The sequence below is a fragment of the Streptomyces sp. NPDC005262 genome (assembly GCF_042872425.1).
GTDB lineage: Bacteria > Actinomycetota > Actinomycetes > Streptomycetales > Streptomycetaceae > Streptomyces.
The window spans coordinates 18,683-42,976 of the sequence record NZ_JBIAKK010000011.1; the positions used below are offsets into that span (position 1 = coordinate 18,683).

22 protein-coding genes are annotated in these 24,294 nt (G+C 71.0%); 7 read left to right on the forward strand and 15 right to left on the reverse strand.

What is annotated here, in order from left to right:
- Window positions 1-72: 72 nt before the first annotated feature.
- Window positions 73-588, reverse strand: coding sequence for a MarR family winged helix-turn-helix transcriptional regulator (locus ACFYP5_RS24960; RefSeq protein ID WP_389039930.1), 516 nt, complete (start codon window positions 586-588; stop codon window positions 73-75).
- Between the two features lie 117 nt (window positions 589-705).
- Between ACFYP5_RS24960 and ACFYP5_RS24965 the strand changes: the two genes are divergently transcribed.
- Together ACFYP5_RS24965 and ACFYP5_RS24970 are read left to right on the forward strand one after the other, a co-directional pair.
- The gene (locus ACFYP5_RS24965; RefSeq protein WP_389039933.1) at window positions 706-1,119 is read left to right on the forward strand and encodes an organic hydroperoxide resistance protein; all 414 of its coding nucleotides are present in this window, start codon (window positions 706-708) and stop codon (window positions 1,117-1,119) included.
- A 407-nt stretch (window positions 1,120-1,526) separates the two neighbouring features.
- Window positions 1,527-2,807, forward strand: coding sequence for a DUF6056 family protein (locus ACFYP5_RS24970; protein WP_389039936.1), 1,281 nt, complete (start codon window positions 1,527-1,529; stop codon window positions 2,805-2,807).
- On the opposite strand, the gene ACFYP5_RS24975 is transcribed toward ACFYP5_RS24970, so the two are convergent.
- From ACFYP5_RS24975 to ACFYP5_RS25015, 9 genes are all read right to left on the reverse strand, one after another.
- Window positions 2,782-3,918: a PP2C family protein-serine/threonine phosphatase gene (locus ACFYP5_RS24975; protein WP_389039938.1), complete on the reverse strand. Its 1,137-nt coding sequence runs from the start codon at window positions 3,916-3,918 to the stop codon at window positions 2,782-2,784. The two genes, ACFYP5_RS24970 and ACFYP5_RS24975, sit on opposite strands and share 26 nt — an antisense overlap.
- 74 nt (window positions 3,919-3,992) lie before the next feature.
- Window positions 3,993-4,346, reverse strand: a complete 354-nt coding sequence (mnhG, locus tag ACFYP5_RS24980; RefSeq protein ID WP_389039940.1) for a monovalent cation/H(+) antiporter subunit G — start codon at window positions 4,344-4,346, stop codon at window positions 3,993-3,995.
- On the reverse strand, window positions 4,343-4,672 hold the full coding sequence (locus ACFYP5_RS24985) for a monovalent cation/H+ antiporter complex subunit F (RefSeq protein WP_389039942.1): 330 nt from the start codon (window positions 4,670-4,672) through the stop codon (window positions 4,343-4,345). Before ACFYP5_RS24985 ends, mnhG begins: the two co-directional genes overlap by 4 nt.
- Entirely contained in the window at window positions 4,669-5,301 is a 633-nt protein-coding gene (locus tag ACFYP5_RS24990) for a Na+/H+ antiporter subunit E (RefSeq protein WP_389039945.1), read from the reverse strand. Before ACFYP5_RS24990 ends, ACFYP5_RS24985 begins: the two co-directional genes overlap by 4 nt.
- On the reverse strand, window positions 5,298-6,953 hold the full coding sequence (locus ACFYP5_RS24995; protein WP_389039948.1) for a Na+/H+ antiporter subunit D: 1,656 nt from the start codon (window positions 6,951-6,953) through the stop codon (window positions 5,298-5,300). The genes ACFYP5_RS24990 and ACFYP5_RS24995 overlap by 4 nt, the downstream gene beginning before the upstream one ends.
- Window positions 6,950-7,561, reverse strand: coding sequence for a Na(+)/H(+) antiporter subunit C (locus ACFYP5_RS25000; protein ID WP_389039951.1), 612 nt, complete (start codon window positions 7,559-7,561; stop codon window positions 6,950-6,952). Before ACFYP5_RS25000 ends, ACFYP5_RS24995 begins: the two co-directional genes overlap by 4 nt.
- Window positions 7,558-10,542 (reverse strand): Na+/H+ antiporter subunit A, encoded by a 2,985-nt coding sequence (locus ACFYP5_RS25005; protein WP_389039953.1) that lies wholly within the window; start codon window positions 10,540-10,542, stop codon window positions 7,558-7,560. Before ACFYP5_RS25005 ends, ACFYP5_RS25000 begins: the two co-directional genes overlap by 4 nt.
- Window positions 10,543-10,859: 317 nt before the next feature.
- On the reverse strand, window positions 10,860-11,261 hold the full coding sequence (locus ACFYP5_RS25010) for a RidA family protein (protein ID WP_389039955.1): 402 nt from the start codon (window positions 11,259-11,261) through the stop codon (window positions 10,860-10,862).
- On the reverse strand, window positions 11,258-12,424 hold the full coding sequence (locus ACFYP5_RS25015) for an acyl-CoA dehydrogenase family protein (RefSeq protein ID WP_389039959.1): 1,167 nt from the start codon (window positions 12,422-12,424) through the stop codon (window positions 11,258-11,260). The genes ACFYP5_RS25010 and ACFYP5_RS25015 overlap by 4 nt, the downstream gene beginning before the upstream one ends.
- An 89-nt stretch (window positions 12,425-12,513) precedes the next feature.
- Here ACFYP5_RS25015 and ACFYP5_RS25020 point away from each other — a divergent pair, with 89 nt between their 5' ends.
- From ACFYP5_RS25020 to ACFYP5_RS25035, 4 genes are read left to right on the forward strand one after another with little or no spacing between them, the layout of a single operon-like run.
- Window positions 12,514-14,139, forward strand: coding sequence for an AMP-binding protein (locus tag ACFYP5_RS25020; RefSeq protein ID WP_389039961.1), 1,626 nt, complete (start codon window positions 12,514-12,516; stop codon window positions 14,137-14,139).
- Between the two features lie 4 nt (window positions 14,140-14,143).
- Window positions 14,144-14,971, forward strand: a complete 828-nt coding sequence (locus ACFYP5_RS25025; RefSeq protein WP_389039964.1) for a PaaX family transcriptional regulator C-terminal domain-containing protein — start codon at window positions 14,144-14,146, stop codon at window positions 14,969-14,971.
- 40 nt (window positions 14,972-15,011) lie between these two features.
- Window positions 15,012-15,833: a GNAT family N-acetyltransferase gene (locus tag ACFYP5_RS25030; RefSeq protein ID WP_389039967.1), complete on the forward strand. Its 822-nt coding sequence runs from the start codon at window positions 15,012-15,014 to the stop codon at window positions 15,831-15,833.
- Window positions 15,830-16,300, forward strand: a complete 471-nt coding sequence (locus tag ACFYP5_RS25035; RefSeq protein WP_389039970.1) for a hypothetical protein — start codon at window positions 15,830-15,832, stop codon at window positions 16,298-16,300. The genes ACFYP5_RS25030 and ACFYP5_RS25035 overlap by 4 nt, the downstream gene beginning before the upstream one ends.
- On the opposite strand, the gene ACFYP5_RS25040 is transcribed toward ACFYP5_RS25035, so the two are convergent.
- Both ACFYP5_RS25040 and ACFYP5_RS25045 read right to left on the reverse strand, forming a co-directional pair.
- Window positions 16,287-18,569, reverse strand: coding sequence for a bifunctional salicylyl-CoA 5-hydroxylase/oxidoreductase (locus ACFYP5_RS25040; RefSeq protein ID WP_389039973.1), 2,283 nt, complete (start codon window positions 18,567-18,569; stop codon window positions 16,287-16,289). The two genes, ACFYP5_RS25035 and ACFYP5_RS25040, sit on opposite strands and share 14 nt — an antisense overlap.
- A gap of 4 nt (window positions 18,570-18,573) precedes the next feature.
- On the reverse strand, window positions 18,574-19,401 hold the full coding sequence (locus ACFYP5_RS25045; RefSeq protein WP_389039975.1) for an enoyl-CoA hydratase family protein: 828 nt from the start codon (window positions 19,399-19,401) through the stop codon (window positions 18,574-18,576).
- A gap of 237 nt (window positions 19,402-19,638) precedes the next feature.
- Here ACFYP5_RS25045 and ACFYP5_RS25050 point away from each other — a divergent pair, with 237 nt between their 5' ends.
- On the forward strand, window positions 19,639-20,070 hold the full coding sequence (locus ACFYP5_RS25050; protein ID WP_389039977.1) for an ATP-binding protein: 432 nt from the start codon (window positions 19,639-19,641) through the stop codon (window positions 20,068-20,070).
- A gap of 166 nt (window positions 20,071-20,236) precedes the next feature.
- Here ACFYP5_RS25050 and ACFYP5_RS25055 read toward each other — a convergent pair whose 3' ends face one another.
- The 3 genes from ACFYP5_RS25055 to ACFYP5_RS25065 all read right to left on the reverse strand — a co-directional run bounded on the left by ACFYP5_RS25055 (window position 20,237) and on the right by ACFYP5_RS25065 (window position 24,289).
- Window positions 20,237-21,703: an amino acid permease gene (locus tag ACFYP5_RS25055; protein ID WP_389039980.1), complete on the reverse strand. Its 1,467-nt coding sequence runs from the start codon at window positions 21,701-21,703 to the stop codon at window positions 20,237-20,239.
- 195 nt (window positions 21,704-21,898) lie between these two features.
- Window positions 21,899-22,903, reverse strand: coding sequence for an ornithine carbamoyltransferase (gene argF, locus ACFYP5_RS25060; RefSeq protein ID WP_389039982.1), 1,005 nt, complete (start codon window positions 22,901-22,903; stop codon window positions 21,899-21,901).
- Window positions 22,904-23,056: 153 nt separating this feature from the next.
- Complete coding sequence (locus tag ACFYP5_RS25065) at window positions 23,057-24,289, reverse strand: arginine deiminase (RefSeq protein ID WP_030980192.1); 1,233 nt, start codon at window positions 24,287-24,289, stop codon at window positions 23,057-23,059.
- Window positions 24,290-24,294: the final 5 nt, after the last annotated feature.

Sequence of the window (24,294 nt, forward strand, 5' to 3'; positions counted from 1 at the left end):
CACCGGTGTCCGACCGTGGCCGGGCTCGTCCCACACCGTCGGGCAGAAAGAGACCCACAGCAGCAAATGACGCTACGTGTCGGACTCCCCCTCGGCGCGGCTCAGGTTCTCCTCCAGTGCCGCCGCGTTGAGCGCTGCCGTGAGTCGGTTGAGGCGGGCCTGCAGATCGGTGATCTCGTCAAGGTCGAAGCCGGTCGCCGCAGCGATCCGGCGCGGCACGGCCGGCGCCCGCTCGCGCAGCGCCGTGCCCTCGTCCGTGAGGTGGATGTGCACCGAGCGTTCGTCCTGGGTGCTGCGCTCGCGCCGTACCAGGCCCGCCGCCTCCAGGCGCTTCAGCAATGGCGACAGCGTGCCGGAGTCGAGCCGCAGGTACTCCCCCAGCTTCTTCACCGGCAGCTCGCCGTGCTCCCAGAGCGCCAGCATCACCAGGTACTGGGGATAGGTCAGTCCGAGGTCCTTGAGGAGCACGCGGTACACGCTGCCGAAGGCGCGCGACGCGGCGTTCAAGGAGAAGCAGATCTGCTGGTCGAGGCGGAGGTAGTCGGCCTCGGACGGGGCTTCGCGGCTCGGGCTGGGCGTGGAGGTCATGGATCCAGCATAGCCCCGCAGGGCATTGAATTGCGCACAACTCAGTTGTGTGCTTCTCTTATGTGGAAGCGGCCGGACAGCGCCGCCGGAACATGAGTTTCGAGAGGAATGGTTTCCATGGAACCGCTCTACACCGCCGTCGCCACCGCCACCCACGGTCGTGAGGGCCGCGCCGTCACCTCCGACGGCAAGCTGGATCTGCAGCTGGCCATCCCGGTGGAGATGGGCGGCAGCGGCCAGGGCACGAACCCTGAGCAGCTGTTCGCGGCCGGTTACGCCGCCTGCTTCGCCAGCGCCCTGGGACTCGTCGGCCGTCAGGCCAAGATCGACGTCAGCGACGCCGCCGTGACCGGTGAGGTCGGCATCGGCAAGCAGGGTGAGGGCTTCGGTCTCGCGGTCACGCTGCGCGTGGAGCTGCCCGCGACCGTCGACGAGGCCACCGGCCGCAAGCTGGTCGAGCAGGCCCACCAGGTCTGCCCCTATTCCAACGCGACCCGCGGCAACATCCCGGTCGAGCTCGTCATCGAGTAGCGGACTCCGGGCGTCAGGCCCGCGTCGCCCGGAGCCGGCTTCACCACGCACGCGTGCGAGTGGGACAGGTCCGCGGCCACCGCGGCGGACCGTGCGCCATTCGCATGGAGCCGGCCCCGAACGGCGTGTACGGGGCCCGGGCAGGCCGCCTCGCTGTATCAAATGGCGGTAATGACCACGGCACGGGATTCGCGATGACGGCCGCCGGCCCGGCTCCGACCGGGCTGCAGTCACGCGAGAGGAAACGGCCGGTCTCCGGTGGGGCTGAGATCACGGAAGCCGTACGGCCGCGGACCGGTCGCTGGCCGGCCGCGCTCTGTCTTCTGCCGCTCGGGCTCCTCGGTTCGGCGGCGTGGTTCGGGAGGTGGGTCCGGCCCGGGGGCGACGAGTGGTGTTTCCTGCCCGTCGTGCGCGACGAAGGCCTCTCCGGGATGGTCGGCAAGTTCTATCTCGGGGACAACGGCCGGATCGCGAATGCCGTACTGGTCTGGGCGTACGCGAGGTTCGGTGTCGCGGGGCACCAGTGGTTCGGGCTGGTCAGCGGTGGCGTCATGCTGGGGATCCTGTGGGCGGTGACCGTATCGGCGCTGCGCAGGGCCGGTCTCGCGGCGCCGCGAGGAGTCCCGTTGCTCGTGGCGTCGATCGTGACGGCCGTCTTTCTGTTCGCGACGCCCAATACGTACAAGACGTTCTACTGGCCCGCAGCTTCCGTCTCGCACACCATGGCGCCGGTGCTCGCCTGTGCCGCGGCCTTGCCGCTGCTCCGGGCCCGGTCCCGCCGGGGGCGGCGCTGCGCGCTGGTCGTGGTGTTCGTGGCCGGTCTCTGCATCGGGACGCTCTCGGAGGAGACGTCCGTCGTCGTGCTCGTCGTCCTGTCGGCGGTTCTGCTGGTCCTGGCCGGGCAACGCCGTCGCCGTGCACGAGGCTGGTGCCTGACGGGGATGGCGGGGACCGGGATCGGGGCGCTCGTGCTCTACACGTCGCCGGGTGCCCGGATCCGTCGGGGGCGATTCGGCACGGACGGGGTGTCCTTCCTCGCGCCCGACTCGCTCCTCGGGTCCCTGCGCGGCTTCGGGCACATTCTGGGAACGCTCCTCACGACGTGGGCGTATCTGGGCGCGGTCGCGGCCGGGGTCCTGCTGGGGCTCCTTATCAGGGGGCCGGCCGGACGGCGCGTGGTACTGCCGGTGCGCCGGTGGCGGATGGCCTGCGTGGCCGTTCTTGCGTTTCTCCTCTCCGGATACCTCTGCACGCTCGTCGCGTATCCCGTCTTCAGGGAAAGCGTGACAACCTCCACGCGGATCTGGAACGACTACCTCCTGCTGTACGTCGCGGTACTCGTCGGCGCCGGTGTGCTGCTGGGACTTGCTCTGGGACAGCGGACACGTCACACCGGCGCGGTGCAGGCGGCCGGTGCGGCGGTGTGCGTCGCCGTGTGCCTCGCACTTGCCGTCCCGCTGTGGCGGCTCGAAGCGGACATGCGCGTCCGGGCCGTGAAGTGGGACCACCAGGACCAGTGGCTGCGGGCCCGGGCGGCGGCCGGCGACCGGGTTCTCCCGTACACGCCCCTTTCGGTCGCCGGAATGGTGGAACCGTTCCGCAAGCACGGGCGAAGGATCTGGCCGGCCCTCTGTGTCGCCGACTACTACCACCTGGAGCGGATCACCTACTCGCTGCGGCTCCCCTGACGTCGCCGGACTCCTTCGTGACCGCGATCATGACGGCGTCGTCGCCCAGGCGCCCGCCGACGTGGCGCAACAGGTCGTCGTGCAGGTGGCGTACGAGGGATTCGGGGCCGGTCCCCGTCCAGGCGCCGAGCCGGTCGGCGAGCGGGTAGAAGGTGCCCCTGCGGTCGCGTGCCTCGACGACTCCGTCGGTGTAGAGGAGCAGGAGGTCGCCGGGTCCGAAGTCGAACGTCTCGACCTGGTACTCGCTCTCCGAGGGGGCACCGATCCCCAGCGGGAGCGCGGGGTCATCGACATCCAGTGTCCGTACGCGCCCGGCCCGCAGGAGCATCGGCGGGGGATGCCCGCAGTTCACCAGCTGGACGCTGTGATCGTCGTCGCGGACGTCGACCACCAGCGCGGTCACGAATGACTCGTTGCAGTCCGGTTCGGCCTCGGCGAGCTGCGCCATGTTCCAGTACGAGGCGTTGGCGATGTGTGACACGACGCCGGGCAGCGAGAGGTTCCGGTACGCCGACCCACGGAACGCCCCCAGCACCACCGCAGCGTGCCCGAAGGCCGGGAGACCGCTGCCCCGGACATCGCCGACCACCATGCGGGTCACGCCCGGGGCGGGTACCACCGCGTACAGGTCGCCGCCGATCTGGGCCCCCGCCTCGGCCGCGATGTACACGGACGCGATGGTGAGCGGCCCGATGCGGCGGGGCAGCGGGCGCAGCAGGCCCTGCTGCGCGACGACGGCCACCGAGCGCACCCGGCCCAGTTGCCGCTCGTACCGGTCGAGCAGCCGGCGGAACACCACGAGGAAAGCGGAGATCACGAGGACGGCGGCGATCTGCGCCAGGTGGTTCGGTGTGGTGATGCCGCCGTGCAGCGCGGCGATGACGATCTGCGCCACGACGGCCAGCGCCCCGACGGCCGCCGTCAGTCCGGGGCCGGCGAACGCGGCGGTGAGCGCGGGCGCCGCGATGAGCAACGGACCGAGGTGGATCGTCTCCGGGGTGTTGATGTCGATCAGCGCGGTCGTCGCGATGATCGCGAGCGGCACGATGAGCAGTCCGTGGGCCGGGCGCCACGAAGAGGTGAAACCGATGGCACTGTGCCGGACGCGCATATCTCCTGCTTACACCTGGGATGTCCGGCTCGCCTCGTCGGCGGGTCCGGCCGCTGCTGTCGGTTCTCCCTGGTTCAGCGCTCTTCGGTCAGCTGTGCGTCCAGCTCGTCGAAAAGCAGCTCGCCGTGGTCGATCTGACCGGTCCGGTACGCCGATCGCGCGACAAGATGCGCGGCGACCGGTCCGGTCATCAGCTGGAAGAACCCGATCAGCGCGAGCGTGGCGAGGTCCATGCCGCTGCGCAGCCGCAGCGCGACTCCGGCGAGGACCAGCAGCAGGCCGAGGCTCTGCGGCTTCGTCGCGGCGTGGCTGCGCGACAGGACGTCCGGCAGCCGCAGCATGCCGATCACCCCGAGCAGGCAGATGGCCGCGCCCACGAAGACCAGTACCGCACCGGTCGTGTCGGCGATCTGGAGCCAGACGTTCACTCCGGTTCCTCCTCGGTCCTCGGCCGGTCGCGCTCGGCTTTCCTCGGCCGGTCACGTATGGCGATGAAGCGGGCGATGCCCACCGAGCCGGTGAAGCCGAGAAAGGCCAGCACCAGCATGATCGGGAAATAGAACGGGTCGCGTGCGACGGCGGACTTGGCGCCGAGGCCCGCGATGATGAGGGCGGCGCACACATCCAGCGAGATCGCCCGGTCCAGCATCGAGGGGCCGCGCCAGATGCGGCCGAGCAGCCCCGCCCCGGCAATGACGAGCACCACCACGGCGGCGGTGAGCAGGACCCGGTCGACGGTCTCCCAAGCACTCATGAGCCCACCCCCGACCCGTCCGTCCACGGCGTCGGCGGTGGTGGAGCAGCGACCCGGACGATCTCGTCAGGGGTGCCGAAGGCCCGTACCGTCAGTTCCTCCAGCCGCCAGACGGAGCGCCGGGCCGCGTCGAGCACGGCGGGCCGGTCCGCGTCGAGGACGTGGACGAAGACGGTGGCCGTGGCGCGGCGTACCTCGACGACCGATCCGCCGGGCACGTTCGACACGGCGACGGCGGTCGCCGCGAGCATCAGGTCGGAGCGGCAGCGCAGCGGTACGGCGATGACGGCGGCCCGGTGCGGATGGTCGACGAAGATCTGCCGGGTGACCTTCACGCCCGAGGTGTACATGTCGTAGAGCAGATAGCCGGCGAGCAGCACGATGCCCCACGGGTGGAGCCGGAGCCCGAGATCGACGCGGGGCAGCGGGAAGGCCAGACAGACCGCCACCGCGACGACGACACCGGTCACCACGTTGGCCCAGCTCAGACTGGACCAGAGCAGCACCCAGATGACGGTGAGCCAGGCGATCAGCGGAAGGTCGAGTACGCGCCGTCGGCGGCCGGTGAATTCGCAGCTGAAGGGCGGCAGTTCCGCGTTCCGGCAGGACAGGGTGATCCAGCGTTTCACCGGCCGAGCACCGCCTCGATGTAGGGGGAGCGTGCGAGGAGTTCGGCGGCCGTGCGGTCGGTGTACGAGGTCAGGGGTCCGGCGAGCACGGTGAAGGAGAGTCCGAGGGCGACGGCTGCCGCGGTGGCGACGGTCATGAGCGTCGGCAGCTTCGTCGTGGTGGTGACGGCATGGCCGTGCAGGGTGGCCGCGACCGCGAGCCCGGCGGGCCGGTGCCGGCGGATCGGTTCGTCACCGGTGCCGGGAATGCGGTCCGGGCCCTCGTCGGCGTCCTCGTCGCCGCCGTTCTCGTCGTCGGACTCCAGGACGGTGCCGTCCGCGGCCTGATCGGGTGGTGCGGCCCGCCAGAACGCCAGGTTCCAGACCTTGGCCATCACGTACAGCGTCAGCAGGCTGGTCGCCACGGAGCCGACCACGAGGATCCAGGCCCAGACGCCGCCGTCGGCGACACCGGCCCGCATGAGGCCGAGCTTGCCGATGAAGCCGGACAGCGGCGGGATCCCGGCGAGGTTCATGGCGGGCACGAAGAAGAGGGCGGCGAGCACCGGGGCGGCTCTGGCCAGTCCGCCGATCCGGGTGAGTTCGGTGGTGCCGGTGCGGCGCTCGATCAGTCCGGCGACGAGGAACAGCGTCGTCTGGACGGTGATGTGGTGGGCGACGTAGACGATCGCGCCGCCGTACGACTCCCGGGAGGCGAGGCCGATACCGAAGACCATGTAGCCGATGTGGCTGATGAGGATGAAGGAGAGCAGCCGTTTCAGGTCGGTCTGGGCGACGGCTCCGAGGATGCCGATCATCATGGAGGCGAGCGCGGCCGCCATCAGCAGGTCGCCGAGCCGGTTGCCGGGGAAGAGCAGGGTCTCCGTGCGGAGCATGCAGTAGACGCCGACCTTGGTGAGCAGGCCGGCGAAGACGGCGGTGACGGGGGCGGGTGCGGTGGGGTACGAGTCGGGGAGCCAGGCGGCGAGCGGGAACACGGCGGCCTTGATGGCGAACACGGTGAGCAGCATGGCCTGGATCAACGTCTGTACGCCGAGCGGGAGTTCGCCCAGTCGCTGGGCCAGCTGGGCGAGGTTGGCGGTGCCGGTGGCCGCGTAGGTCATGGCGATCGCGGTGAGGAACAGCATCGACGAGAAGAGCGAGATGATCACGTATGTGGAGCCGGCCCGCACCCGCGGGCCGGTGCCGCCGAGGGTGAGCAGCACGAAGCTCGCCACCAGCATGATCTCGAAGCCGACGTAGAGGTTGACGAGGTCGCCGGCGAGGAACGTGCAGGAGACCCCGGCGACCAGGATCAGATACGCGGGGTGGAAGACCGCCACGGGTGTCTCTTCGTCGCGGTCGGCCATGCCCTGGCCGAGGGAGTAGACCAGCACGCAGAGGGTGACGGCCGAGGAGACGGTCAGCATCAGCCCGGACAGCCGGTCGGCGACCAGGGTGATGCCGAGGGGAGGGGCGAAGTCGCCGAGGTGGACGGAGAGGGGGCCGCCGGAGTCGGCGGCGATCATCAGGGCGACGGAGAGCGCGAGCACGGCGGTGAGCACGGCGACGCTGATGATGCGCTGGAACTGCTTGAGCCGGGTGCCGAAGGCGAGGCTCAGGCCGGTGGCGCTGAGCGGCAGCAGCACCGGCAGCGGGACGAGTGCGTTCACCCGGTGTCTCCTCGGTTCGCGTCTGCGGCGGGGTCTTCGGTACGGGCTTCGGCGTAGTCCTGCGGGTCGGCGCCCAGCACGTCGTGCCAGAGGTCTCCGGTGGCGTCCCGGCCGCGGGCCTGGAGGGCACGGTCGGCGCGGAGCCGGGCCCGGAGGCGTTTGCGTTCCTCCCGGTACCGGGCGCGTTCCTCCGCTGTGGGTTCGGACGCGGACCGGTACTGCTCGCGCAGTTCGTCCCGCTCCCCCAGCACCTCGGCGCGCAGCGCGATACGCCGGTCCTCCAGGTCGTCGCGGACCTCGTCGGTGCCGGTCAACTGGTGGCTGCGGTACGCCATCGCGAGGAGGAACGCCGTGGTGGCGAGCGTGATGACGATCGCGGTCAGGGCGATGGCCTGCGGCAGCGGGTCGGTGACCTGCCACAGCGGGACGCCGTACAGGAGGGGCGCCCTGCCCGCCGATCCGGTGGCGGACAGGACGAGCAGGTTGATGCCGTTGCCCGCGATCACCGCGCCGAGCAGGATGCGGGTGAGGGGGCGGGTGAGCATGAGGATGCCCCCGACGGCACACAGCACGGCGGCCGTGGCCAGAAGCGAGGCGCTGACCGTCATCCGGGTGCACCTCCGGGCTCGGGCCCCGTGTCCGGTCCTGCTTCCGCCTCCCGCGTGGCTCCCGGTCCCGCTTCCCCCGGGGGCGCCGCGTTCTCCGCCGCCGCGTTCTCGGCCGCGGCCTTCTCCGCCGCGGCCCGCTCGATCTGGCGGTCGACCTTGGCTCCGAGTGCGCGCACGATGTCCAGCACCACGCCCAGCACCAGCAGGTACACACCGAAGTCGAAGAGGACCGGCGTGCCCAGGTGGTACGGGCCGAACACGGGAAGCCGGCCGTGATACGTCCAGGCGTGCAGCACGGTGCCGTCGGCGAGGCCGAGCAGCGCCACTCCGGTGGAGAGGAACAGCCCGAGGCCGGTGAAGAGCCCCGGCTGCAGCGGTGCGGCTTCGGCAAGTTCGAAGCGGCCGCCCGCCAGATAACGGGTGATCAGCCCGACACCGGCGACGAGTCCGGCGACGAACCCGCCGCCCGGCATGTTCTCGGCGCAGAACAGCAGATAGACGGAGAGCACCAGGATCGGATGGAACAGCAGCCGGGCCACGACCTCGAAGACGACCGACCGGTGTTCGGGGGCGAGCGTGGCGCCGGCCGCGAGCCAGCTCCGCTCGGGCGCGCCCTCGTCGCCGTGCGGCAGGCCGGTCAGTGCGCGTTCAGTCAGCGACCAGGCCGTACGCCCGGGGACCTCCTCGCGCAGCCCGGATCCGTCCGCGCGGCGGTGCAGGTAGATCAGGCTGGTCACGCCGATCGCCGCGGCGGCGAGCACGGCGGACTCCCCCATCGTGTCCCAGGCCCGCAGGTCGACCAGGATGGTGGCGACGACGTCCTTGAGCCCGTGGTGCGCGGTCTCCTCGACCATGGCGGCCCCGGCGGGTTCGGCCGTACGTGCGGCCGCCGCGACCCACACCACCACGCTCAAGGTGGCGGCCGCGGCCAGCGCCACAGGAATGCGTACCGCACGCCGCCACGTACTGACCGACTCCTGGAAGCGCACTGGCATCCGCCGCAGCACCAGCACGAACACGACCATGGACACCGTCTCGACGCAGAACTGGGTGAGCGCCAGATCGGGGCCGCCCTGGACGACGAAGAGCAGCCCGGTCCCGTACCCCGTCAGTCCCGCCAGGACCACTGCCTTCATCCGGCGGCTGACGGTGAGACAGAGGAGCGCGGCCGCGCAGGTCAGGGCGGCCACGGCGCCCTGCAGCGGAACGTCCCAGAGCCGCGGCGCCGACGCCCCGTGCCATGGCCGGTCCACCCCCAGCACGGCGAGTTGTCCGGCGAGCATGACGAGCAGAGTGGTGGCGAGGTAGACGGAGAGCGAGCCGCGCTGGACGAAGCCGGTGACCTCCAGCGATGTCCGCTCCAGTCCGAGCAGCAGGCGGCCGAAGACCCGGTCGGCGGTCGGCCAGGCGATCCGCCGGGAGAGCCGGGTCACGGTGGTGCGGCCGGCGAAGAGCACCGCACCACCGACCGTGGCGACGGCCGAGAGCAGCAAGGCGGTGCCGAATCCGTGCCAGAGCGCGAGGTGGTACGGATGCGCGGGTACGGGGAACTCGTCGGCGTACGCGCTGAGCAGCCGCTGGACCAGGCCCACGCCCGGCCCGAGCACCAGGCCGCAGAGGGCCAGCAGGGCGGGCGGGCCGAGGAACGCCCAGCCGACCCGGTGCACCGGGGTGTCCTCGACGCCGGGTTTACGGGCGAACGCGCCCCAGACGAACCGTACGGCGTAGGCGACGGTCAGCGCCGAGCCCGCCACGGTGACGGCGAGCGCCCAGCGGTCCGCGGCGTCGCCGTGCAGCAGCGCGTCGAATGCGGCCTCCTTCGCGACGAATCCGAGCAGCGGGGGCAGTGCGGCCATGGACGCGGCGGCGAGCACGGCGACCGCGCAGACGTACGGCAGCGCCCGGCCGACGCCCGAGAGTCTGCGCAGATCACGGGTGCCGGCCGCGTGGTCGACGATGCCGGTGACGAGGAACAGCGGCGCCTTGAACAGGGCGTGACCCAAGATCATGACCGCGGCGGCGAGAGCGGCGTCGCGGTTGCCGATTCCGGCGAGCAGGGTGAGGAAGCCGAGCTGGCTGACGGTGCCGTAGGCGAGGACGAGCTTGAGGTCGTTCAGCCGCAGCGCCCGCCAGCCGCCGAGCAGCATGGTGGCTCCGCCGAGGACCAGGACGACGGGCCGCCAGACAGGGACGTCGGCGAAGCCGGGCGCGAGGCGGGCCACCAGGTAGACACCGGCCTTGACCATGGCCGCAGCGTGCAGATAGGCGCTGACGGGGGTGGGGGCGGCCATGGCGTTCGGCAGCCAGAGGCTGAACGGCCAGACCGCCGACTTCGACAGCGCTCCGCACAGGATCAGCACCACGGCCACCGAGATGGCGAGGCTGGTGGCCGGTGGGTCGGCGACGATCGCGGAGATCCGGTACGTGCCCGCTGCCTGACCGAGGATCAGGAAACCGACGAGCATCGCGAGGCCGCCGAGCGTGGTCACGGTGAGCGCCTGGAGCGCGGAGCGGCGGCTGTGCTTCTGCTCGCTGCTGTACCCGATCAGCAGGTAGGAGAAGACCGTGGTCAGTTCCCAGAACAGATAGAGCGTGATCAGGTCGTCGGCGAGGACGAGGCCGAGCATGGCGCCCGCGAAGGCCAGCAGGTTCCCGGCGAAGCCGGCCAGCCCCGGGGCGTCGTCGGAGAAGTACGAGGCGCAGTACAGCAGGACGAGCGCGCCGATCCCGGCGGCGAGGAGCACCATGAGTTCGGCGAGCGCGTCGAGGCGCAGTTCGACGAAGACGTCGTACGCCGGCATCCACCGCCACGACCAGGCCACGGATCCGCCGGACGCCGCGGTGTTCCACTGCGCGGCCGCCCACACCGTGGTGGCCGCGGGCGGCAGCGCGAGCACGACGAACGCGCGGCTGCCGAGGCGCCGTACCAGCGGGGCCGCGCACGCGGCGAGGACGAAGTGGCAGACGAGGAGCGCTGTCATACGGCCCCGGTGGGCGTCCCGCGCCTGCCCGCTGGGGGCGTCCGGGGCTTGGGCGAAGCATCACGGGCATAGGGCACTGAATAGAGATATATCCCCCGCCTCCTATCACCCGTACGGCGCGCCGCGCAGATGCAGGACACCGCCGCGGGCGCGGCTGTACGGCGACCGTGTCCCCGCGAACTGGTCGGGGACGGTGCCGCGTCAGCCCGAGGCGCAGGGGGTGGTGAGGGGCGCCACCGGCATGGACGCCGAGGCGCGGCTCAGCCCGGTCGCCGACGAACGGATGTATCCGGCGGGATCACGCCCGTCCGGTCTCCTCAGGGCAGTACGGCCATCCCGTCGAGCTCGACGAGAGCCTGTTCGTCCCAGAGCCGGGCCGCCCCGACGACTGCCATCGCCGGGTAGTCGCGGCCCGCCAACCGCCGCCAGATACGACCGAGTTCGGAGGCATGGGCACGGTAGTCGGCGACATCGGTGGCATAGACGGTGACCCGGGCCAGATCGGCCGGGGAACCACCGGCCGCGCGCAGTGCGACGAGCAGATTGGTGAGGGCCGTCGTGAACTGTTCGGGCAGTGTGTCGCCGACGACCTTGCCGTTCGGGTCGAGGGCGGTCTGCCCGGCCAGGAAGACCAGTTGACTGCCGGTGGCCGTGACGGCGTGCGAGAAGCCGGTGGGCGGGGACAACTCGGCGGGATTGATTCGATGGATCGGACTCATGCGGGCGGCTCCTGGTTCCCGGACGGCTCCCGCTGCACGGCCGGCTGCGCCGCCGTCGCGTACAGCTCCTTGGCGATGATCGTGCGCTGGACCTCGCTGGCACCCTCGTAGATGCGCGGGGCGCGCACCTCCCGGTAGAGGTGTTCGAGCAGATGACCGCGGCGCAGCGCGCGGGCGCCGTGCAACTGGACGGCGGCGTCGACGACGTACTGCGCCGCCTCCGTGGCGTACAGCTTCGCCATCGCCGCTCTGCGCGGTACCCCCGGTTCCCCCGCGTCGTACGCCGCCGCGGCCGCGTACACCAGGAGCCGGGCGGCCTCGGTACGGGTGGCCATTTCGGCGACCTGGTGCGAGACCGCCTGCAGATCCTTGAGCGGGCCGCCGAACGCGGTGCGCTGCGCGGTGTGGGCCAGGGTCGCGTCGAGGGCGGCGCGAGCCATGCCGACGGCGAAGGCGCCGACGCTGGGGCGGAACAGGTTGAGGGTGTTCATGGCGACCCGGAAGCCGCGGTCGGGTTCGCCGAGTACGTCGTCGGGGGTGACCGGCACCTCGTCGAAGGTGAGCGCCCCGATGGGGTGCGGGGAGAGCATGTCCAGCCCTGTGCCGGCCAGCCCGGGGCGGTCGGCGGGGACCAGGAACGCCGTGACGCCGCGGGCTCCGGCGCCGGGCGTCGTACGGGCGAAGACCGTGTAGAAGTCGGCCTCGGGGGCGTTGGAGATCCAGCGTTTCTCGCCGGTCAGCCGCCAGCCGTCCGGGGCGCGCGCCGCGCTGAGGGCGAGAGCGGCCGCGTCGGAGCCGGCGCCGGACTCGCTGAGCGCGAAGGCGGCGACCGCGCGGCCCGCACGGACTTCGGGGAGCCAGCGTTCACGGTGGGCCGTGGTACCCGCCTGGACCAATGGGTACGAGCCGAGTCCTTGGAGGGCAAGCGCGGTCTCGGCCTCCGTGCAGCCGCGGGCCAGGGACTCGCGCAGCAGACAGAGGTCGAGGGCTCCCGAGGAGAACAGCCGGTCGAGCAGGCCCTGTTCGCCTAGGGCAGCGACCAGTGGGCGGTTGACGTGGCCCGGTTCGCCCTTCTCGGCGAGGGGGCGCAACTGCTGCTCGGCCAGGGCGCGCAGCTCCTCGCACCAGGCGGTCTGTGACGGATCGAGCGAGAATGCCGACATACCGGCGCCTCTCCTGGATCGTATCGCGAAGTATTGACTACCGTCATTCAAACGATACGCTCCAAGGGCGACAAGGGGGCGATCCGTTTATGGACCCGAAGACCTCAGCGCACATCGACAGCTTTGCCAGAGAGCATCTGCCACCCCAGGACCAGTGGCCGGAACTGGTCTTCGGTCTCCCCGAGCTGGACTATCCGGACCGGCTGAACTGCGCCGCCGAACTCCTCGACACCACGGTCGCCCGTCTCGGACCCGACCGTCCCGCCTTCCGTACCCCTGACGGCCCGACATGGAGTTACGGGGAGCTCCAGGACCGGGTCGACCGGATCGCGCATGTCCTGACCTCCGATCTGGGGGTCGTCCCCGGCAACCGGGTCCTGCTGCGCGGCCCCACCACCCCCCATCTGGCCGCCTGCTGGCTCGCCGTGCTGAAGGCGGGCGCGATCGCCGTGACCGTACTGGCGCAGCAGAGATCCCAGGAGCTCGCCACGATCTGTTCGATCGCCCGGGTCGGCCATGCGCTGTGCGATGTCCGGTCGGTCGACGATCTGGTGAAGGCTCAGGTGCCGGGGCTGCGGATCACTGCGTACGGAGGAGACGGGGCGGACGATCTGCTGCGGCTGGCCGAGCGCCGGCCGGGGCCGTACCGGGCTGTGGACACCGCCGCCGACGATGTCGCTCTGATCGCGTTCACCTCGGGCACCACCGGGCGCCCCAAAGGATGTATGCACTTCCACCGCGATCTGCTGGCCGTCGCCGACACCTTCTCGCGCCACGTCCTGCGGCCGGGCCCCGAGGACGTGTTCGCGGGCAGTCCACCGCTCGGCTTCACCTTCGGGCTCGGCGGCCTGGTGGTCTTCCCGTTGCGGGCCGGCGGTTCGGCACTGCTGCTGGAACAGGCCGGTCCGCGGCAGCTGCTGCCCGCGCTGGCCACCCACCGCGTCTCGGTCCTGTTCACCGCCCCGACCGCGTACCGCGTGATGCTCGACCATCTCGGCGAGCACGATCTGTCCGCGCTGCGCCGCTGCGTCTCGGCGGGCGAGAACCTGCCCGCGGCGACCTGGCACTCCTGGTACGAGCGGACCGGTCTGCGCATCATCAACGGCATAGGCGCCACCGAACTCCTGCACATCTTCATCTCCGCCGCCGACGACGCGATCCGTCCCGGCACCACGGGGGTTGCGGTGCCCGGCTGGCAGGCGCGCGTGCTGGACCGGGACGGCCGTGCGGTGCCCGACGGGGAGCCGGGGCTGCTCGCCGTACGCGGCCCGACGGGGTGCCGCTATCTCGCCGACGTACGCCAGACGGAGTATGTACAGCACGGCTGGAACCTCACCGGTGACACGTACACCCGCGACAGCGACGGCTACTTCCACTACGTCGCACGCGCCGACGACATGATCATCTCCTCCGGCTACAACATCGCGGGCCCCGAGGTCGAGGACACCCTGCTGCGCCATCCCCAGGTCGCGGAAGCAGCGGTGGTCGGCCGGCCGGACGAGCTGCGCGGCCAAGTCGTGGTGGCGTACGTAGTGCCTCGCGAGGGCGCCGCACCGTCGGCCGACGACCTGCGCACGTACATGAAGGGCGAACTGGCGCCGCACAAGTGCCCGCGCGTCATCGAGTTCCTGCCCGCGCTCCCCCGGACCGCCACGGGCAAACTGCAGCGGTTCCGGCTGCGCAGCGAGGCGGACCGGAGCCAGGCTCTAGAGTGATCACGTGGCCGACCTGCACACCCCCCGATCCCTGATCGTCACCCTCTACGGTGCGTACGGTCGCACCCCCGGCAACACACCGCTGCCGGTAGCCGAGCTGATCCGGTTGCTCAACGCCGTCGGTGTCGACGCCCCGTCGGTGCGCTCCTCCGTCTCCCGGCTGAAGCGGCGCGGGCTGCTCGTGGCGGCGCGGACCGCGAGCGGCGCGGCCGGATACGCACTGTCGCAGGACGCCCGCCAGCTGCTGGACGACGGCGACCGGCGGATCTACGCACATCCGTCACCACCGCTTCGGGACGGCTGGGTGCTCGCCGTCTTCTCCGTACCGGAAGCGGAACGGCACAAGCGGCACCTGCTGCGCTCCCGGCTCTCCCGACTGGGCTTCGGCACGGCCGCGCCAGGGGTCTGGATCGCACCCGCCGCACTGTACGACGAGACCCGGCACACCCTGGAGCGGCTGGAACTCGCCCCGTACGTGGACCTGTTCCGCGGGGAACACCTCGGCTTCGCCGCGACGCGGGAGTCGGTGGCGCGCTGGTGGGACCTGGAGGCCATCGCCCGGCTCCACCTGGACTTCCTGGGCCGGCACGAACGGGTGCTGCGGGCCTGGGAGTCGCGCACCGGCGAGCCGGACACGGAGGCCGCCTACCGGGACTATCTGACCGCCCTGGACTCCTGGCGGCGGCTGCCGTACGCCGATCCGGGGCTGCCGGAGGAGCTGCTGCCGAAGGACTGGCCGGGGGGCCGGGCGGCGGAGGTGTTCGGGCTGCTGCACGCCCGGTTGCGGGATACGGGGGCGGAGTTCGTCCGAGACGGGCCGGGCGGCTCGTAAAGCGTGTGCGCAGCCCGGTACCGACTGGTCATCATGGACCATGACCTGGACCTTCACTGACGACGTCGATGTGTTCCTCGATGCGGCCGGTGCATGGCTGGCGACCCGGCCCGCCGAGAACACCCTCGTACTGACCATCACCGCGACGCTGCGCGGCAGCGGCCCGCAGGCCTACGGCGACGGCGCCCCGGTGCTGGGCTGGTGGCGCGGACCGGGGGGTGAGGTCGCGGGGACACTGGTACAGACCCCGCCGTACCGACCGCTGCTCGGCGTCGTCGCCCCGGAGGCGCTCGGTCCGCTGGCCGCCGTGTTCCCGCTGACCGCCGTCAACGCGGACCGGGCCACCGCCGAGGCGCTGGCCGCGGGATGGCCCGGCCACCGGGTCGAACAGGTGCAACGGCTTTACCGTCTGGACGAGTTGGTACCTCCCTCCCCCGCGCCGCCGGGCCGGCCCAGGTCGGCCACGGCCGCTGACCGGACCCTGTTGACGGCCTGGCATCGCGCGTTCGCTGCGGACGTCGGCCAGCCGGACGCCCACGCCGAGCGGTTGGTGGACGAGCGGACGGCGTCCGGCGCTCTGACGCTCTGGGAGACCGGCGGGGTCCCGGTGTCGATGGCGGGTGTCTCCCCTCGGGTTGCCGGCGCGATGCGGGTGACTGCCGTGTACACACCGCCGGAGCACCGGGGCCACGGTTACGCGGCGGCGGTGACGGCCGAGGTCAGCCGGGCGGCGCGGGAGTCGGGGGCGAACGAGGTGCTGCTGTTCACCGACCTGTCGAACCCGACGAGCAATGGTGTCTATCAGCGCATCGGCTACCGGCCGGTCTCGGACCGGCTGTTGATCACTGCGGAGTCGAAGTGACGGGCGCGGCCGGGGAGACGCCACCGGAACCGGGCTGGCTGATCGCCGCGAATGTGGTGCGGTGGCGACGGTACGGGGAGGGCGGGCAGGAGCTCAGACCGGGCACCAAGTCCTACCGGGGAGGCTCGAAGGTGTATGTGATCGACACCTACGCGGGGACGGGCCACGAGACGCTCACCACGATCGGGCGTGGGCGCCACACCGGCGGCTACATCACGATCGATATGGCGACGCGCAATCTGCACACCTTCCGGGCCGCACCGGTCCACAGCCCGACCGTGCTGCGGCTCTGCGCGGAGGCGGACGTGGCCGGGTGCTGGGACGCCCGGGAGCACGCCGAGGAGCTCGCCGCCCGGCTCGATCGGCTGGCGGCCGGGTATCGCGGGTCCTGGTGGGCCGGCGTGCCCCACCCCACCCCCTGCCGCTGCCACGAGTGCTGGACGGCAGGGGCGCTCACCCCAGAGTGAGCCGTGGCTTCGGAGCATCGGTGCGGCCGGTCGGCGGTGTGCGGCTGCCCGCGCGGTACGGCATCGGCCACGGGGCGCCGGGGCCGCTGTAGCCCTGTTCCGCCGCGGCATGCAAGGTCCAGTGGGGGTCGTAGAGATGCGGGCGGGCCAGGGCGCAGAGGTCTGCTCGGCCTGCCAGCAGCAGTGAGTTGACGTCGTCCCAGGAGGAGATCGCACCGACCGCGATGACGGGCACGACCAGGCTGTTGCGGATCCGGTCCGCGAACGGGGTCTGGTACGAGCGGCCGTACTCGGGGTCTTCGTCCGGGACGACCTGGCCGGTGGAGACGTCGATGGCGTCGGCCCCGTGCGCGACGAACGCGCGGGCGATCTCTACGGCGTCCTCGGCCGTCGTGCCGCCGTCGGACCAGTCCGTGGCGGAGATGCGGACGGTCATGGGCCGGTCGTCGGGCCACCGGGCGCGGGCCGCGTCGAAGACTTCGAGAGGGAAACGCAGTCGGTTCGACAGCGGTCCGCCGTAGATGTCGGTGCGGTGGTTGGTGAGTGGGGAGAGGAACCCGGAGAGCAGATAGCCGTGGGCGCAGTGGAGTTCGAGCAGGTCGAAGTCGCAGGTGGCGGCGTGCCGGGCCGCTGCGGCGAACTGGTTGCGGATCACGTCGAGCCCGGCCCGGTCCAGCGCGTGCGGGACCTGGTTGACGCCTTCCCGGTACGGGATCGGGGAAGCGGCGGACAGCGGCCAGTTGCCCTCGTCGAGGGGCTGGTCGATGCCCTCCCACATCAGCTTGGTGGAGCCCTTGCGACCGGAGTGGCCGAGCTGGATGCCGATCGCCGTGCCGGGGGCGGAGGTATGGACGAAGCCGGTGATCCTGGCCCAGGCGGCGGCCTGTTCGGGGGTGTAGAGGCCGGTGCACCCGGGGGTGATCCGGCCCTCGGCGCTGACGCAGACCATCTCTGTCATGACGAGCCCGGCACCGCCGAGGGCGCGGGCGCCCAGATGGACGAGGTGGAGGTCGCCGGGGACGCCGTCGACGGCCGAGTACATGTCCATCGGGGAGACGACGACGCGGTTTCGGAGTTCCAGGCCGCGCAGCCGCAGCGGGGTGAACATCGGCGGGGTGCCGGGGGCGCAGCCGAACTCCTCCTCGACGGCGGCGGTGAAGCCGGCGTCGCGCAGCCGCAGGTTGTCGTGGGTGACGCGGCGGCTGCGGGTCAGGAGGTTGAAGGCGAACTGGCGGGGCGCCTGGTCGACGTACGTACCCAGTTCCTCGAACCAGCGCAGGCTCGCTGCGGCGGCGCGCTGGGTGGAGGCGACGACGGGCCGCCGCTCGGCCTCGTACGCGGCGAGGGCCGCGGGAAGGTCCGGCTGCTCCTCGATGCAGGCGGCGAGCGCCAGGGCGTCCTCGACGGCGAGCTTGGTGCCGGAGCCGATGGAGAAGTGCGCGGTGTGGGCCGCGTCGCCGATGAGAACCGTGTTGCCGTGCGACCAGTGGGCGTTGACGACAGTACGGAAGGTGAGCCAGGAGGAGTGGTTGGAGCGCAGCGGGCGGCCGCCGAGGGCGTCGGCGAAGATCTTGCCGCAGCGTTCCGTCGATGCTGCGGTGTCCATGGCGTCGAAACCGGCCGCGCGCCAGACCTCCTCGCGCATCTCGACGATGGCGGTGGAGGCACCGGTCGAGAAGGGGTAGGCGTGCAGTTGCATCACGCCGTGTTCGGTCTCGGCGATCTCGAAGCGGAAGGCGTCGAACGCGAAGTCCGCGGCGAGCCAGATGTAGCGGTTGCGGTGGGTGACGACGGTGGGCCGGAAGGTGTCGGCGTACGTCTCACGGGTGGTGCTGTGCACCCCGTCGGCCGCGATCACCAGGTCGTGCGTCGCGGCGAGCTCGGCGACCGACGGGGCCTCCGCGCGGAAGCGGAGCCGATTCCCGAGGGACGCGCAGCGCTTGTGCAGGATCTCCAGGAGCCGGCGGCGGCCCAGCGCCGCGAAGCCGTGGCCGCCGGACGTCTGGGTCCGGCCACGGTGGATGATGTCGATGTCGTCCCACCGTACGAATTCGGCCTGGAGCGCCCGGTACACCACGGGGTCGGCGTGTTCGATGCCGCCGAGCGTCTCGTCGGAGAGGACGACGCCGAAGCCGAATGTGTCGTCGGGGGCGTTGCGCTCCCAGACGGTGACGGAGCGCTCGGGGTCCAGGCGCTTGAGGAGGGCCGCGGCGTACAGCCCGCCCGGGCCGCCGCCGATGACCGCGATCCGCCTCGTGTCGGAAGCCACGGCGCTACCTGCCTTGCCATTTCGGCGGACGCTTCTCCGTGAACGCGGCGTGGAACTCGGCGTAGTCGTCGCCGTGCATCAGCAGGGCCTGGGTGGCGGCGTCCATCTCCACGGCGGCGGCCAGCGGCATGTCGAGTTCGGCGGTGAGCAGCGCCTTGGTCTGGGCGAGGGCGAGAGCGGGGCCTTCGGCGAGGCGGCGGGCGAGCTCCGCGGCCCGGGCGTCGGCCTGCCCCTCCTCGGCCAGCTCGCTGATCAGCCCGATCCGTTCCGCCTCGGGGGCGCGGACCGGCTCGCCGAGCATCAGCAGCCGGGTGGCATGGCCCAGACCGACGACGCGCGGCAGCAGATAGGCGGCTCCCATGTCGCCACCGGAGAGCCCGACCCGGGTGAAGAGGAAGGCGAACCGGGCGGACGGGTCGGCGACGCGGAAGTCGGCGGCCAGCGCGAGGACCGCACCGGCGCCCGCGGCGACGCCGTGCACCGCGGCGACGACGGGGAAGGGGCACTCACGCAGCGCCCGCACGACCTGCCCGGTCATCCGGTTGAAGTCGAGCAGCTGCGCGGTGTCCATCGCGAGCGTGGCACCGATGATCTCGTCGACATCGCCGCCGGAGCAGAATCCGCGCCCCTCGCCGGCCAGCACGAGAGCGCGCACGGAGCGTTCGCGGGACAGCTCGGCGAGGAGGTCGCGCAGGTCGGCGTAGGCGCCGAAGGTGAGCGCGTTGAGCTTCTCGGGGCGGGCCAGGGTGACGGTGGCGACGCCGTCGTCCGTCGTCAGCCGCAGATGGCGCCAGTCGTCGGTATGGCGGGCGGAGCTGGGAAACGGGCTCATGGAGGGTGATCCCCTTCAGCCGTCGGGCTGCTACCTGCCCTCGAAGTTATCACTCTTACGTGACTGCCGTCACGAGTACGCGATATGCATCGATCGGAATATGTGGCGAACGTCCCTTTCCGACCGGACCGCAGTCCCTTGTCTGTGTCGTTGCGCTTCGTAAGGTTGAAAGGAAGAAGTCTTGAGCTCCAGAAACTCGAGCTCGGGACAGCCGTGCCTCCGGAACGGAACCCCGCCTTGCCGCCCGATGGACCGATGCCCGCCTCCTGGCGTATCGCGCTGCCGCACTCCACGGCCGCAGTGCCGATCGCACGCACCCTGATCCGTACGGCGCTGGCGGACATCGACACACCGGCCGACACCACCGACACGGCCGAGCTCCTCACCGCGGAACTGGTCGCCAACGCCGTGAAGCACACCGACGGCGACGAGCCCGTCGAGCTGGTGGTGGAGCTTCTGGAGACCAGCTGCCAGGTGGAGGTCCACGACCGCGACCCGGCCCCTCCGGGCGATCTCTCCCGGCCCCAGCCCGGCAGCGAGCCGGACCCCTGGCAGGAGCACGGTCGTGGTCTGCTGCTGATCCGCACGCTCAGCTCGTCCTGCGGTCATCGCACGACGGAGCACGGCAAGGCCGTGTGGTTCACGCTGCCGCATCAGCACCGTCCGTAAAGGGCGCTTCTCGGCGCTCCTCACCGACCTTCAGCGCCTCACCGGCACCGCCCCGGTGCCTCTCAGTGCCCCCTCGGCGCCACCCCCGGTGCCTCTTGGCACCCCGGCGCCTCTTGGCGCCTCCCGGAACTGCCCCGGGTGCCGCCTGGCGCTCCCTCGGCGCCTCTCAGTCCTGGTCCGCGCCGGCCAGCCGCGAACGGCTCCGGCTGTAGCCGGCGTACACCGCCGCGCCGGCCGCCAGGAACACCGCGAACTGCACCCAGGTCGCCCAGCCCGTCCCGTACATCAGGTACAGGCAGAAGAGGACACCCAGGATCGGGCTGAGCGGGTAGAGCGGCACCCGGAAGGAGCGCTTCAGCCCCGGGTTGCCGCGTCGCAGCGCGATCACCGCGACATTGACCGCCACCATGACGCCGAGCGTGCCGATGGTCGTCAGGTTCACCACCACGTCAAGGGACGCGAAGGCCGCCGGCACGGCGAAGACGAGGGCCACGATCCAGGTGTTGGCGACCGGCGTCGCCGTCCGCGGCGAGACACGTTCGAAGACCCGCGGGACCAGGCCGTCACGGGACATCGACATCAGGATGCGGGTCTGCCCGTACATCACCGCGAGCACGACCGACGCGATGGCGACGACCGCGCCGAACGCGATGATGCCGCCACCGACGGTAGAACCGGTGACCTGGTCGACGATCAGCGAGAGCGCGGCCGGCTTGTCGGAGACGGCGTCCGCGCCGAGTGCGCCGATGGCCGTGAGGGCGACCGCGCAGTAGAGCAGGGTGGCGACCCCGATGCAGATCAGGATCGCGATCGGGATGTTCCGGCGGGGGTTCTTGACCTCTTCGCCCGCGGTGGTGATCGCGTCGAAGCCGATGTACGAGAAGAACGCCAGCGAGGCACCGGCGGTGACCCCGGCCGGGCCATGGGTGGCGAACGGCGTGAGATTACCGGCCTCGAACGCGGTGAACGCGATGGCGCAGAAGGCGATCAGAATGCCTATCTTCAGGACCGCCATCGCGGCAGTGGCGCCCGCACTCTCCCGGATGCCACGCACCAGCAGGGTGGCGGCCATCATGATCACCACGATGGCGGGGAGATTGATCACGCCGCCGTCGCCGGGCCCGGCGGACAGGGCGGCGGGCAGGTGCCAGCCCACGAGGCTGTTCAGCAGTTCGTTGACGTACTGGCTCCAGCCGACCGCGACCGCGGAGACCGAGACGCCGTACTCCAGCAGCAGACACCAGCCGACGAGGAACGCGATGCGCTCGCCGAGGGTGGCGTAGGCGAAGGAGTACGAGCTGCCGGAGACCGGGATCGCGCCACCCAGCTCGGCGAAGGAGAACGCGGTGAAGATGCAGGTGATCGCGGCAAGGACGAAGGAGAGGACGACCGCCGGGCCGGCCTCGGCGACGGTGTCGGACAGGCCGACGAAGATGCCGGTGCCGACGATGGCCCCTACGCCGAAGCACACGAGCTGGAACAGTCCCATGGTGCGCTTGAGGCCGTGCCCCTCCAGGTCGGCGCCGGATTCGGCGACCAGCTGGTCGGGGCTCTTGATGCGCGGGCCAGGCCGGGGCGACAGGCTCGGCGGGCGGAGCGGACTCACGGGGCGATCTCTTCTCTGGTGGAGCATGTGGGGGGGGCTCGTGCGGATGGAGCGGGTGGGGGGCTCCGGTCCTCCGGCCTTGCGGGGGGGGGACGGCACGAAAATGGGGCTCGAGCGTGCGAGCTCGAACCCCACCAAGTGGAACCATGGTAGCCACTTCTTCGCATGTTCACCCAATCGGGCGCATGATCATGCGTTAATCGGCACCCCTGGCCGTGCCGGTCACGCACCTGCCAGGGTCGCCACCAGGACGGCCTTGATCGTGTGCATCCGGTTCTCGGCCTCGTCGAAGACGACCGAGTGCGCGGACTCGAACACCTCGTCGGTGACTTCCAGCTCGGTCAGACCGTGGCTGTCGTGGATCTCACGGCCGACCTTGGTCCCGAGGTCGTGGAAAGCGGGGAGGCAGTGCAGGAACTTCACGTCGGCGTTGCCCGTGGCCTTCAGGACGTCCATGGTGACGGCGTACGGCGCGAGGGCCGCGATGCGCTCGTCCCAGACCTCCTTGGGCTCACCCATGGAGACCCAGACGTCGGTGGCCACGAAATCGGCGCCCCGGACGCCCTCGGCGATGTCCTCGGTGAGAGTGACGGTCGCACCGCTGGACTCGGCGAGCCGGCGGGCCTGCGCCACGATCTCCTCGGCCGGCCAGTAGGTCTTCGGGGCGACGATCCGGACGTCCATGCCCAGCAGCGCGCCCGTGACCAGGTACGAGTTGCCCATGTTGAAACGGGCGTCGCCGAGGTAGGCGAAGGCGATCCGCTCCAGCGGCTTGTCGCTGTGCTCCGTCATCGTGAGGACGTCGGCGAGCATCTGGGTCGGGTGCCAGTCGTCGGTGAGCCCGTTGAAGACGGGCACCCCGCCGTACGCCGCCAGCTCCTCGACGACCGACTGGCTGTCACCGCGGTACTCGATGCCGTCGAACATCCGGCCGAGAACGCGGGCGGTGTCCTTCGCCGACTCCTTGTGGCCCATCTGGGAGCCCGAGGGGTCGAGATACGTCGTGGAGGCGCCCTGGTCGGCTGCGGCGACCTCGAAGGCGCAGCGGGTGCGGGTCGAGGTCTTCTCGAAGATCAGCGCGATGTTCCGACCGCGCAGCCGCTGCACCTCGGCGCCCGACTTCTTGGCCGCCTTGAGCTCGGCGGCCAGGTCGATCAGGCCGCGGAACTCCTCGGCCGTGAAGTCCAGCTCCTTGAGGAAGTGGCGGCCTGCGAGGTCTATCGCCATGGTGGCTGCTCCTGGGTCGGGCGAGGGTCGCGCGTACATTTCCTGGAAGTCTATACGAGACAGCGCATCGCTATACAGCCTCTGTGCTGCGTGTCCGCACCGTCCGGGGTGCATCTGCACGGCCGCTGCGTCTTTCGCGCGGCCGCGCCCCGGCTACACCGGGTCACGCACCACCGGGCAGCTCATGCAGCGAGGGCCTCCCCGGCCCCGGCCCAGCTCGCTGCCGCGGATCTCTATGACCTCGATGCCTTCCTTGCGCAGATACGTGTTGGTGGTGGCGTTCCGCTCGTAGGCGATGACGACACCCGGCTCGACGGCCAGCACATTGCAGCCGTCGTCCCACTGCTCGCGCTCCGCCGCGTGCACGTCCTGGGTGGCCGTGAGCACCCGGATCGAGTCCAGGCCGAGCGCCGCCGCGATGGCCCGGTGCATGTGCTCCGGGGGATGGTCGGTGACCTTCAGATCCCGTGGTCCGCCGCCGGGCTCGATGGTGTACGAGCGGAGCATGCCGAGCCCCGCGTACTGGGTGAACGTATCGCCGTCGATCATCGTCATCACCGTGTCGAGGTGCATGAACGCACGGCGTTTGGGCATGTCGAGCGCCACGATCGTCCGGGCGGAACCGGCGTCGAACAGTCCACGCGCCAGCATCTCGACCGCCTGCGGGGTGGTGCGCTCGCTCATCCCGATGAGGACGGCGCCCTGACCGATGACCAGGACGTCGCCGCCCTCGATGGTGGACGGATAGTCGTCCTGACCTTCCGACCAGTGGTGGAAGGCCCCGGCCTCGGCGCCGGTGAAGAGGGGGTGGTGGCGGTAGATCGCCTCGAAGTGGACCGTCTCGCGCTGCCGGGCCGGCCAGCGCATCGCGTTGATGGACACCCCGTCGTAGATCCAGGCCGAGGTGTCCCGGGTGAAGAGGTGGTTGGGCAGCGGACCGAGCAGGAAGTCGTCCAGTTCCATGACATGGAAGCGGACGGAGGTCGGCTCGCTGTGCCGCTCCAGGAACTCCCGCTTCGTCATCCCGCCGACCAGCGCCTCCGCCAGCTCGTCGGTGGACAGCTCCTCGAAGGCGGCCCGCAGATGTTCGGTGGCGAGCGGACCGTACTCCTTCTCCTCGAAGACCCGGTCCAGCACCAGCCGCTTGGCCACCGGAATGTCCAGGGCCTCACGGAGCAGATCGCCGAAGAGATGCACCTCCACTCCGCGGTCGCGCAGGACGTCCGCGAAGCCGTCGTGCTCCTGCCGGGCGCGGCGCACCCACAGCACGTCGTCGAAGAGGAGAGCGTCCTTGTTGCTGGGGGTGAGCCGCTTCAGTTCGAGATCGGGGCGGTGCAGTATGACGCGGCGCAGCCGCCCGGCCTCGGAGTCGACATGGAATCCCATGTCTC

Coding starts and splice junctions, on each gene's coding strand:
- ACFYP5_RS24960 (WP_389039930.1), bottom strand. CDS start 588: ATGACCTCCACGCCCAGCCCGAGCCGCGAAGCCCCGTCCGAGGCCGAC.
- ACFYP5_RS24965 (WP_389039933.1), top strand. CDS start 706: ATGGAACCGCTCTACACCGCCGTCGCCACCGCCACCCACGGTCGTGAG.
- ACFYP5_RS24975 (WP_389039938.1), bottom strand. CDS start 3,918: ATGCGCGTCCGGCACAGTGCCATCGGTTTCACCTCTTCGTGGCGCCCG.
- ACFYP5_RS24985 (WP_389039942.1), bottom strand. CDS start 4,672: ATGAGTGCTTGGGAGACCGTCGACCGGGTCCTGCTCACCGCCGCCGTG.
- ACFYP5_RS25000 (WP_389039951.1), bottom strand. CDS start 7,561: ATGACGGTCAGCGCCTCGCTTCTGGCCACGGCCGCCGTGCTGTGTGCC.
- ACFYP5_RS25005 (WP_389039953.1), bottom strand. CDS start 10,542: ATGACAGCGCTCCTCGTCTGCCACTTCGTCCTCGCCGCGTGCGCGGCC.
- ACFYP5_RS25010 (WP_389039955.1), bottom strand. CDS start 11,261: ATGAGTCCGATCCATCGAATCAATCCCGCCGAGTTGTCCCCGCCCACC.
- ACFYP5_RS25015 (WP_389039959.1), bottom strand. CDS start 12,424: ATGTCGGCATTCTCGCTCGATCCGTCACAGACCGCCTGGTGCGAGGAG.
- ACFYP5_RS25020 (WP_389039961.1), top strand. CDS start 12,514: ATGGACCCGAAGACCTCAGCGCACATCGACAGCTTTGCCAGAGAGCAT.
- ACFYP5_RS25030 (WP_389039967.1), top strand. CDS start 15,012: ATGACCTGGACCTTCACTGACGACGTCGATGTGTTCCTCGATGCGGCC.
- ACFYP5_RS25045 (WP_389039975.1), bottom strand. CDS start 19,401: ATGAGCCCGTTTCCCAGCTCCGCCCGCCATACCGACGACTGGCGCCAT.
- ACFYP5_RS25055 (WP_389039980.1), bottom strand. CDS start 21,703: ATGCTCCACCAGAGAAGAGATCGCCCCGTGAGTCCGCTCCGCCCGCCG.
- argF (WP_389039982.1), bottom strand. CDS start 22,903: ATGGCGATAGACCTCGCAGGCCGCCACTTCCTCAAGGAGCTGGACTTC.
- ACFYP5_RS25065 (WP_030980192.1), bottom strand. CDS start 24,289: ATGGGATTCCATGTCGACTCCGAGGCCGGGCGGCTGCGCCGCGTCATA.